Origin of the sequence: Bacillus mycoides (assembly GCF_001757995.1) — a bacterium.
Lineage (GTDB): Bacteria > Bacillota > Bacilli > Bacillales > Bacillaceae_G > Bacillus_A > Bacillus_A mycoides_B.
This window is the reverse complement of the sequence record NZ_LXLV01000077.1, coordinates 1-10,153: the sequence shown is the minus strand read 5'-3', so window position 1 is coordinate 10,153 and position 10,153 is coordinate 1. Positions and strand designations below refer to the sequence as shown.

General features: G+C 34.9%; 9 protein-coding genes and 1 pseudogene. 4 read left to right on the top strand and 6 right to left on the bottom strand.

The window, feature by feature from the left end; translation table 11 throughout:
• The first annotated feature begins 33 nt into the window (after positions 1–33).
• A pseudogene (locus BWGOE10_RS27550) lies at positions 34–947 on the top strand (Rpn family recombination-promoting nuclease/putative transposase).
• 864 nt (positions 948–1,811) lie between these two features.
• On the opposite strand, the gene BWGOE10_RS27545 reads toward BWGOE10_RS27550, so the two are convergent.
• Together BWGOE10_RS27545 and BWGOE10_RS27540 are read right to left on the bottom strand one after the other, a co-directional pair.
• Complete coding sequence (locus BWGOE10_RS27545) at positions 1,812–3,125, bottom strand: hemopexin repeat-containing protein (RefSeq protein ID WP_070145969.1); 1,314 nt, start codon at positions 3,123–3,125, stop codon at positions 1,812–1,814.
• A 50-nt stretch (positions 3,126–3,175) separates the two neighbouring features.
• Positions 3,176–4,102: a hypothetical protein gene (locus BWGOE10_RS27540; protein WP_070145968.1), complete on the bottom strand. Its 927-nt coding sequence runs from the start codon at positions 4,100–4,102 to the stop codon at positions 3,176–3,178.
• 834 nt (positions 4,103–4,936) lie between these two features.
• On the opposite strand from BWGOE10_RS27540, the gene BWGOE10_RS27535 reads away from it, so the two are divergent.
• Positions 4,937–5,242, top strand: a complete 306-nt coding sequence (locus BWGOE10_RS27535; protein ID WP_070145967.1) for a hypothetical protein — start codon at positions 4,937–4,939, stop codon at positions 5,240–5,242.
• 584 nt (positions 5,243–5,826) lie between these two features.
• A complete protein-coding gene (locus BWGOE10_RS27530; protein WP_070145966.1) occupies positions 5,827–6,051 on the top strand; it encodes a helix-turn-helix domain-containing protein in 225 nt (74 codons plus the stop codon).
• Positions 6,052–6,145: 94 nt separating this feature from the next.
• On the opposite strand, the gene BWGOE10_RS27525 is transcribed toward BWGOE10_RS27530, so the two are convergent.
• From BWGOE10_RS27525 to BWGOE10_RS27510, 4 genes are all read right to left on the bottom strand, one after another.
• Positions 6,146–6,763, bottom strand: coding sequence for a replication-relaxation family protein (locus BWGOE10_RS27525; protein WP_070145965.1), 618 nt, complete (start codon positions 6,761–6,763; stop codon positions 6,146–6,148).
• Positions 6,702–7,883 (bottom strand): FtsK/SpoIIIE domain-containing protein, encoded by a 1,182-nt coding sequence (locus BWGOE10_RS27520; protein ID WP_070145964.1) that lies wholly within the window; start codon positions 7,881–7,883, stop codon positions 6,702–6,704. Before BWGOE10_RS27520 ends, BWGOE10_RS27525 begins: the two co-directional genes overlap by 62 nt.
• Positions 7,884–7,983: 100 nt before the next feature.
• Positions 7,984–8,169: a hypothetical protein gene (locus tag BWGOE10_RS27515; protein ID WP_070145963.1), complete on the bottom strand. Its 186-nt coding sequence runs from the start codon at positions 8,167–8,169 to the stop codon at positions 7,984–7,986.
• Between the two features lie 7 nt (positions 8,170–8,176).
• Positions 8,177–8,467 carry a hypothetical protein gene (locus tag BWGOE10_RS27510; protein WP_070145962.1) on the bottom strand — a complete coding sequence of 97 codons (291 nt, stop codon included), beginning with the start codon at positions 8,465–8,467 and terminating at the stop codon, positions 8,177–8,179.
• 468 nt (positions 8,468–8,935) lie between these two features.
• Here BWGOE10_RS27510 and BWGOE10_RS27505 point away from each other — a divergent pair, with 468 nt between their 5' ends.
• Positions 8,936–9,808 carry a hypothetical protein gene (locus BWGOE10_RS27505; protein WP_070145961.1) on the top strand — a complete coding sequence of 291 codons (873 nt, stop codon included), beginning with the start codon at positions 8,936–8,938 and terminating at the stop codon, positions 9,806–9,808.
• Positions 9,809–10,153 lie beyond the last annotated feature (345 nt).

Sequence of the window (10,153 nt, the reverse complement as noted above, 5' to 3'; positions counted from 1 at the left end):
TTCTTTTACGTACAATAAAAAACATCGTACGAGATGGGGAGAGGAAAACCCCTATCCAATCAACAGTTAGTAAATTTACGTATTGATTTTACTTTTAAACAATTATTTGGTACAAGTAGAAATGAAGATATTCTGGTTGCCTTTTTGAATGCAATATTACACAATTCGTTAGAGTCACCCATTGCTTCATTACAGTTAGAAGACCTACACTTGTGCCGAGAACATGAGGAAGATAAATTATCGATTTTAGATATTTCAGCTACATTAGACGAAGGAACAAAAGTAAATGTAGAAATACAGCTTAATAATAATCACGACATGATTAAAAGAAGCTTAGATTACTGAGGAAGATTATACACTTCTCAATTACAAAAAGGAATGCCTTATAGCTCTCTTTATAAAACAATCACAATTAATTTATTAAATTTTGTGATGTTTCCAAGATACGAAGCATTTCACACAACAGAAATTTTATGGAATAAACAACAACAAAAGGCGCTGAGTAATGACATAGAAATTCATATTGTATAGATTCCGAATTTAATACAACAATGGTGTAATGAACAAATTAACCCTTGGGAAGATTCCTTTTTTTGTTCGTTGGTTATTATTACTTCTAGCGAATGAGGATGAACATTTAACCCAAACACTAGGGGAACATTGCTATGAATCAGGATCCAATTTTACGAAAAGCAATGAATAAGTGGGAATGTATGAGTCAAGATTCTTCTTTTCGCCAAGCGTATGAAACAAGGGAAAAAGTCTTAATGGATGAAGATGCAAAGTCTGCTCATGCTCATAATGAAGGGAAAAAGGAAGATGTTCAGCAAAGGGAAATTCAGATGATTAAAGATATGCATGAACTTGATGTACCAATTGAAACGATTGCAAAAGCAAGGAAATTAAATATAGAAGAAGTTGAACGTATTTTGAGAGGAAATTTATAATAAACAACTAAGAAAGCAGATTGAATTTTTCAATCTGCTTTTTTAGTTGTTTCAATTTATTAGTTTATTCTATGGTTTTTACTTTCAGCGAATGAAGATGAACAATTAACCCAAACATTGGAGGGGATTAAACAATGAAAGATGCAAATTATTCAAGGTATGCATAAAAATGGTACATATGTAGAGAATAGTGTAAAACTTACAGAATTAATAGAAATGGAAATACAAAGATTCCTACAAAATTATATTTTCAAGGTATTATTATAAATTTTATGAAAACCCCTTATTTAAAAATAAGAGGGCTTTCATTTTATTTCTGAGCCTATCTTTTATATAGCATAAATAATTTAATTACACCTAATGCTACTGAAATGCATTTCATCCGTTTTCAATAGGCTGTTAATAGATATCACTTTCAAAGGCAAGCTCTAAAAACATTTCATATTTTGTGATCCTTGAAAAAACCACCCCCATAGACATATCCACTTCCATTTGCCAATTCCCACTCACTGTAAGAGGGCTTGCCACCTATTAGAAATGTCGTCTGCTCTGGAGGGGAGACGTTTCATAATAAGAGGTTATAGGAAGTATTTCAAAATCTTTTTCTTGAGTGCTTGATTGAATTAGAAAAACGAAGCATATAGCTGAATATACGCCTCGTTTTTCTACTGTATTTCAATATGAAGGATAAGGTGATGACTTCTTTAAAAGAATAATCAAAAACTATACATACAAACTACTTTTATTAGAACACCCTAAAATAGTTCTAACAAGAAAAAAGGCGTTTAGAACAAAAATTTTATTGATTTTGAAGTCGGATGTTTGGTACTCAAAATCAATAAAATAATCGTGACCCCGATAATACTATCTCGTTGGACCAATCTGCATATGAATGTGATTCTGATGTTGGGGACGTAACTGCTGAGCAGGAGGTGGATTGTCGATGTAATCAGGATGTATTACAAACCCACCTACATCTCCAATTTCCTTTGGTGGCCACTGATTATTTGGGCCGATTGCATTACATTCACATTCAAAGGTTGCAAAACGGAATACGGAGCGAAAGAGGTCATGTACCAATGGATCTGACACAGGGTCTAGTCGCATTGGATTGCCTGATATGACTGGTTTATTTCCCCAGTCGTTCAATACCTTGCGGACAAAAGCCACCCCTAAGCTGGTTCCCTCAAGGCCAGAAAAGTCAAGTGCCCGCCCCTGGTTATGACAGTCAGTTGGTGGTCCGCTGCCATGACCAATACCAATATGCCGAATAACAGCCACGTCCGGTTCAGATGCGTTAACCCATTGAGTCAGGCGATAAAGACAGATTAGCATACGCTGATCTAAGTTATCAATCAATGGAGCAGGACCAGCTTCATGAATAAAGTTAATACCATTGATGTTAGCGGGTTTGACTACAACTCTCGTAGTAGGTTGAGGCGAACTGATGGACGTCATCCAATCACCATTATATGGGGTTTGGGTGGAACTAAGTGAAAATTTCCCATTCTGTATTAGGTAACCCATTACTAGATTTGCCTGCTCTAGAGTCAAATCACGACTAGGCGTCCACATCCCTGGAGGAACAGGATCCAGGTTCAAGCTACTAACTGGTCCACTTTGATCAACGTTATTTGTTACTAGGTCAAAGCGGCGATACTCCTTGTCCTTAAAGAAGTAAGCCTTTTCTCCCCCTTGATAGAGTACGGCATCAATTTTGTCTGTCCAGATGCCTGGCCATGCAGAACTAATAGACATTGGATAACCAGGATCGGCGCGGTCCAGAGAAATATCATAACGTAGATATTCCGAATCACGGAAAAAATAGATTTTTCCGTTGCCCCAATTGACTGCAGCATCGATACGATCACTCCAAATCCCTGGCCAATGGTCCGCAATTTTGCTCGGAGGATTAGGGGGTAAATATTCCGGGTCTACGGCATTATTGCCGATGTCGAAACGAACATATTCATCCCCATAAAAAAAGTAAACCTTACCAAATCCCCAATAGACCGCAGCATCAGGTGCATCTTGCCTTAGCCCTGGCCACATAGGAGAGATGGATTGTGGGGACTGATCCTGTGTTCCGTCGTGGAAATCATATCTAATATATTCAGTACCCTGAAAAAGATATGCTTTTCCATTTGGCCACGGTAGAGCTGAGTTAATTAAATCCATTGTTTTTCTCCTTTTGTAAAATTATCTTAGATAGTAACTAGTTTGTACATTTACGGACAATAGTATTCTTCAAGAATGCCTGCATTCATTAACATTAAGAAACTAGGGCCGGGAAGTTCGATCACAATCATCCCCTTGGCATTAACTAGGAAGCCACCCTCGTCTGTACCGATTACTGCCCCTAATCCAAGTGCCCACGCGTGTGCCTTCACTTTCCAATGTTTGATGTCGGTTGCTTTTCCATGAGTTTTTTCGTACCATTCCAGTGCGGTTTCTGAATTTTCCTGATCACGCATATAGTGCATAGCAAACAAACCAAGGGAGCCAAACAGGCCCAGACCCGAATTTGCGAGTGGAATGGGGACCGGAAATTCTAGGTCAAAAGTACTTAAAAATGCGGTAACTTCTTCCTTTATTTTGGGATCGCACTCCTTTTGGATGCTCAATTCAGCTGCCACACGCAAATCTAAAGGTGAAGGAAGTGAAATATCTAGGCTACCAGAAAAGCCACCACCCGGAAATAGTTTAAGATATCCTCCTCCTGCCAGAGCGCCAGGCACATCAATATGTACTCCGAGAGCCGTAATCGTAGGGTTTGGGGATGGGAATAGTGGAACTCGGATGCTGGACCGGTCAACGGTTACCCCACCTAGGTAGGCGCTAAGTACTAGATCGACTTCGAAATTAAGACTGGACTTGTTGGATTGCTTCTCACGTGCTATGCGTGCTCTTTCTGGTTGGACAATGTCTCCAAGCCCTCCTGGGATGTCAAATAAACCTGGGTCGCTCAAGTCTAAGCTGAAACCCTGTGCCAGATCAAAGACAGGATGAAGCTGCAGAGATGATTCTGATCCGAAGTCGAGTCGTAAACCGATTGCTTTGTGGCGCACCTTTAGAGGTCGACGAGTTGCTAGAAGCTTTTTGGCTAGGCTTAGGATCAGGAAGATTAGAGACCAGTATTGGGCTAAATACTGCATATGCTCCTAGAGTATTTCGAGCAGGGGCATGTACATTCGAACTTGTGGCTTGCGTTCGCCAAAGGTAACTTTCCCCTTCACTAGAGCTTAGGCTTAGTGCCACCTGCCAACCCTCATCTAATAATGGATTAAAAACCGTAACGTAATGATTAATGTTTTAGTCTAGGAAGTGAGAAGATGTATTTCGTTGTAAAGAGTACATATGCTCGATTCTAAGCTGTTTAGCTTGAACAGCGGTTGTTGATTCCTTCTTTATCTATGGTGAAGGCCCACCTATTTTTATAAAACTTCTCCATAAGGCATGTAATTTTCTTCTTCCTTGTGCTTCATTCAAAAATACGTTTATTATCCCCTTTTCAAAATCGCTTTAAACCAACACATAAGTATAATTTGTATGAAAGTATAAATTAACTAAAAGTTCGGTACGTGAAATTATACACAAAGAGGTTTAAGGCAAAGAAATAACATACCCTTAAATCATGATTATTTCTTTACATGATAAAATGTTAAGGATTGTATCTCTTTAGATGCGCGGATTGAAATTACTTGTCTTTTTGCTCTTTTACTACCAATCAAAGTCGCAACTCTCATTGGTATATATTCAATGGGCACAAGAATCATTGTTTGATTTACTTTTTTAGGTGTGAACGTATAGCACACACGAAATCCCTCGTACATTCGCACCTGAATTTTCATAATTTATAAGTGAAATTTATGATTTTTTATACAGATATATTTATATAACTAAAAAAATTCATACTTTTGAACGGAATTAACGTATCTTTATATAATTTTGAATACAAATCGGTGTCGCACCTCCTGTGGGGGCGACGATTGCTATTGAAAGCAAATTGCGTTAACACAATTAGAATTGAAGGCATTTATCAAGAAATATTAGATGGTAACCGTAGAAAATTCCCTCAATACACTTGGAGTGAAGATCTAGACAGGGAATTAGCAAAACGTATTACTAGATATTTACTCGAAGTAGTTTTAAACTGGGGCACTGAACAGATTATTAATGGTTGGACTAGAGAGCTAGTCGTAAAATATAAACGGAGGTGCATGCTTAGTATTGTCTATAATGGAAACCTAAATCAACCATTTCATGATGAATATCCAGATTGTTTTAAAGAGTGAATCCTATTGGATACTGAACAGCGGAGAATTTTTTGGAAACACTCAAATGGAATATAGAAGTGAAATTAAAATTATACGATGAAGAGTTAATAGAAGTTTACAGTTTCGAGTGGGTAAACAAATGGGCTTAAGAACTCCTTTAGTCCACATTTGGAATAAGCATGCTTATAAATTGCTAAACACGTTATATCCAGGTCGTTATAAAAGAGAAATGCTTATTTCTTTAAAACCAATGAAATAATTACAATGTTCTTCAAAATTCGAATGTTGAACAGTTTAATATCTCTTAATTTATTAAACTTATTCTTATTTCTTCATAAATTTAAAAAAGCTTAAACCCTTGTGTACCAGTGGATTTAAGCTTTTTATTTTTTAAGAATATCCTTTGCAACAAGTTGCCATTAAAATAGTGTATCAGCAACTTGTAGCTATTAATATGAATGCTACATTCCACAAAATTATTACAGTTTTTTAGTTTTCTATTTTTATTATATGCGCTAATTTTATGTTTATTCTTTATTTCGAAGTTTGAAAAATAGAAGTTTTGGACAAGTTATAAGTAAAAAACAAATGAGGTGTAATATATGCCCTGGTTTAAAAAGCCCCGTTCAAAGCTTGGAAAATTCATAGATAAACACGATTTAAAACAAGTAGATATTGCTAAATCTAGTGGCCTAAGAGAGTCAACTGTTAGTCGTTTAGCAAATATAGACAGTGTTTCACCTAGTATGAAAAATGCTAATAAAATCGTCAATGCTCTACGAAAACTAACAGGGAAAAATGTTAATAACACCGATTTTTGGACGTGATGAGGACTATTAAACAGCGTAGTCCTTTTCATTAATTCGGTTGCCAAAAACCCCTATTTTTATAATTTAGTTACAAAGAAGAAGACCTATCGAACTACAAAACTTCTTTTAATAAAAATGTACGAACATACACATTATATTTTATTCCATAACTCTCTAATTTACTTTCTCGATAATCCGATATTGTAAAAAATAAAATGTTTGGTACGATATTCTTTTGTTTTTTATACAGCTTTGCAATTAAACTATAATATTTTATTTTTTCTTCATTGGTCGTCATATGCTGTAGCCTATCAATTTCTACAAAATGTGGTACTTGATCTATTAAATAGTAAGCATCTGGCACAATTACCTTTTCTTCATTTTGATATCTAAATTTTATAACTTGTTCTGTTTTCCAATCGGGAAATCCAAGCCACATCCAAGCTTCATTCCTTAAAAGTATATGTTCAAGTTGATGTTTCTTTTTTCGTTCACTTGGTTCTAATCCTAGTAAGGCACAACCTTTTTTGTTGAGATAATAAACATACTCCCGGTTATGTGAGGTAACATGGCAATATTGCCGTAGATCCTTCAAAATACGATTTGCATTTCGAATACTACCTAGAGCATGAATCGCTTGCAATTGCCTCCTAGAAGCAAATTCCAGCTTATTTAAACTCGATAAAATCTCGATTTGTCTGGCTTTCTGTTTGAGCTTCTGGTGCCTCATGCTGTTTCACCACCTTGTATTGCTTCAGTAACTTCCACATGTCTGTATCCTTTAAATAAGGTACCTGAATTTCCTCAGTACGATCTGTTTTAAACAATGCTCTTCCAGGAAGAGAAGGTAAATCCTCCAGACCTGGTTCATCCAAAGCAACTTGTGAAGCGACCGCTGTTGGTAATCGAAAGCCTATTTTCGCATCAGCATTTTGTTTAATTTGTCTTGGTAATGTATCAGAAGTAGGATATTGCGTACAAAATAGGAGCCGAAACCCTAAACCACCTCCAATTCTTGCGACTTCAGATAACATCTCCTGGCACAAAAATAATACATCACGTTGTTTTTTCGGTAATCCTTGTGTCGGACAAAGATTTGCTCCTTCATCTACTATGATGAAGCAACGTTCTTTAATTGATGTGTCTATGATATTGGTAAAATAGGACTTCTTCATCATTTCAATCTGTCTTACCATCTTTTCACGTACCCTTATCAACATTTCTAACGCCTGTTCCGGATTTTCAGCGACCTCTACAACTTGAGACAAATTCTTGTAGGGGCTAAATTCTAATCCTTCCTTCAAGTCAATAATAAAAAAACTTACATGTTGAGATTGTTGTAAAATCAAACTCGTCATCACATTTTTTAGAAATACTGTCTTTCCAAATCGTGTCATACCCGACACGCACATATGCGGTGTTTTCTCGAAATCATGATACACATATTTATCTAACGCTTTCCCCATCATAACTCTCCATGTATGCTCTTTTAATAGATCTTTAGACCAATTCCACATTTCAGGTATCTGTTGCTTAAATACGCGAATATGAAGCTCTCTTTGATGGAACGATATTTTAACAGGTTTATATAGGCCTTCTTCTAATACTTCAGCTAACTTTTGGATAAGTTGACTAGGTACACCAAGTGGTAACTTGTAAACATAATTCATACTTATATCATCTTTAATTTCTTTTATAAAAATGGGGTATTGTAATTCACCTTTATGTTGAACACATATCTTTGCAATTTCAAAAAACGTTGCAATTTTTTTCTTATCACTCAATCCGTTACTTTGATAAAAATAAGCTACAGTTATAAAGGTTGCTGGAATTAATAAAAGTGATAACATTCCCTCCATACCTCCTTAAGGTAGTTGAGCCTGTATGGAAGCTTAGAAAAAGCGGTTTAAGATGCGCTATTATAATCATTTTCAACTACCAGATGTAATACTAACGTAGAAACACATCTAGTATATCCATTAGAACGTACCAAACACTCCCAATCAGTAAGCATTTAAGACCCGCACGTAGCAACCAACCTGGAAGATAAATACCTTTCTTCTTCAGCAATTTTATTCCTAAAACTGAAGCTCCGGTCACGCCATATACAATCCCTAGCTCTCCAATGATTGTCATGTTTATCTCATCCTTTCGGTTTGATAGATAAATTCCCCTTACGATCTCTATAAAGTTGATAATCATCCAGTAGCTCATTCCATGACAATGCCTGTTCATCGCCATATAGATCGTCTTCAATTTTTTGACTTAAATAATAGTAACCTCGATATTGTTGGTCCAGGTATACTTCGTGACGTAGCATATGCTCTTGTATGGCGCAAATGTTAATTTCCTTTTTGGTGCTTTTGTACATTTCTTTCAGAGTGCTTGAAGAATATAAATAAGGGGTAGTATACAACATTTGATAATGGTCCATTTTTTCTCACCATCCATATAGAATTCCAGCTTCCTTAAATACGTATGTTTGCAATACAGCTTTTTGAATTTGTACCTTAAAAAAGACAAATAAAAAAGGGTTTTTTATGGAAAAAGAACCCTTTTAAAACGTTAAAAATCCAGATTGTGAAATGAAACTAGCTTATTGTGACAATTTGCTAGGACATCTAATGACTATAACTCCCTTTTTTTATATATTAAGCAACAAAATATGTTCCAATTGTATAGAGATAATAAAGTTGTTTAATTTACAATAAAGTCGTTTAAAACATAATAAAGTTGTTGTAAAAATGCCGGTCATGTTATTCAGCAATTGGGCCAGATTGCAGAGTGATTTTATTAATTATTTAGTTAATATTGTGAAGAAGTGTATTTAAGTCAACGTAGCAGTTTAGTTTAATGGAAAATGTTATAATATTAATAAAATTTTAGAAATGTAGGGAGAAAAATGAAGAGTATTAAAAGATTGATTCAAGTCATCTTAGTAAGTACATCATTCCTAATTCTTAGTGGATGCTATTTCCCTAAAGATCAACTGAATCAACCAATACAAGAATATTTAAAAACAAACTATGGAATACAAGATGAGTTTTCTGTTATTCGGACAGATAATAATTGGCTTAATGGGATTGACCATCAAACTTATATAGAAATTAAAAAGCCATATCGTGCTTATCCGTTCCTAATGATTGAAAGAGATACTTTGAAAATTTCAGAAAATGATAGTGATGATATCTATCTCGAACAATTCACCGGTGCATATATTGAGCAACATCCAGAAGTAGTTCAAGTAATGAAACAGATCATAAAAAAATATGGGTTAGTAAAATATCCTAATGAAGCTGTCCCAGAAAAAAATGGTCCTATTCGTATATTCCCTTACGACAACATCGAGTTAAATATAAGTAATTCTCAAGAGCTACTTGATGATTTTAAAAAGACTCAAAAGATTGATACTACTGGACTTTTACCTATATTAATACCAAGTGACCCCCGACGTGAAAATTATAATAGCAGGTATGTAGGTGTGGTGAATTTTCTATTTGAATTTGACATGAATAAAAATAAATATTCTATTCCAAAGGCCAAAGATCTAATTGAGGATTTCCAAAAAAGTGGGGTATTAACAAAAGGGATATACAACATAGATATGTTAGTAGATGATTCAAATCCAGATCATTTTGTAGGATGGGAATATAATAATGTAGCTTTGTTTGAAGTCGATGAAAATGGTAAATATACCATGATTGCTAATCCTAAATATGATGATTTAGATAGAACTTATTATTATGGTGATTACGCAGCTGAAAAAATAAAATAAAACTTTAGGTTAAATTATTTAATTGGAATTGACTAAAAACACACGTGGTTCTCCCCCTATTAAACGACTTTATTGTTATATTTTTGAGTACAGTTAAGTAACTTATATCGAAAATTAAGCAACTATATTTTAACCCCGCTCTAAATTTAGAACGGGGTTATGCTTGTTTTAGGTTTTAAACTTTAATAGCTTTATTGTCCTTTTACACCAATTTATTGTAGCCATTTCTTTATGACTATAATAAAAAAAGACAAGGGTGTTGCACTCTTGTCTTTTTTGTTCATTAGATCTATTTTTATTACGAATAAGATTTTAAAATTTATTAATAAATATATACAACATAAT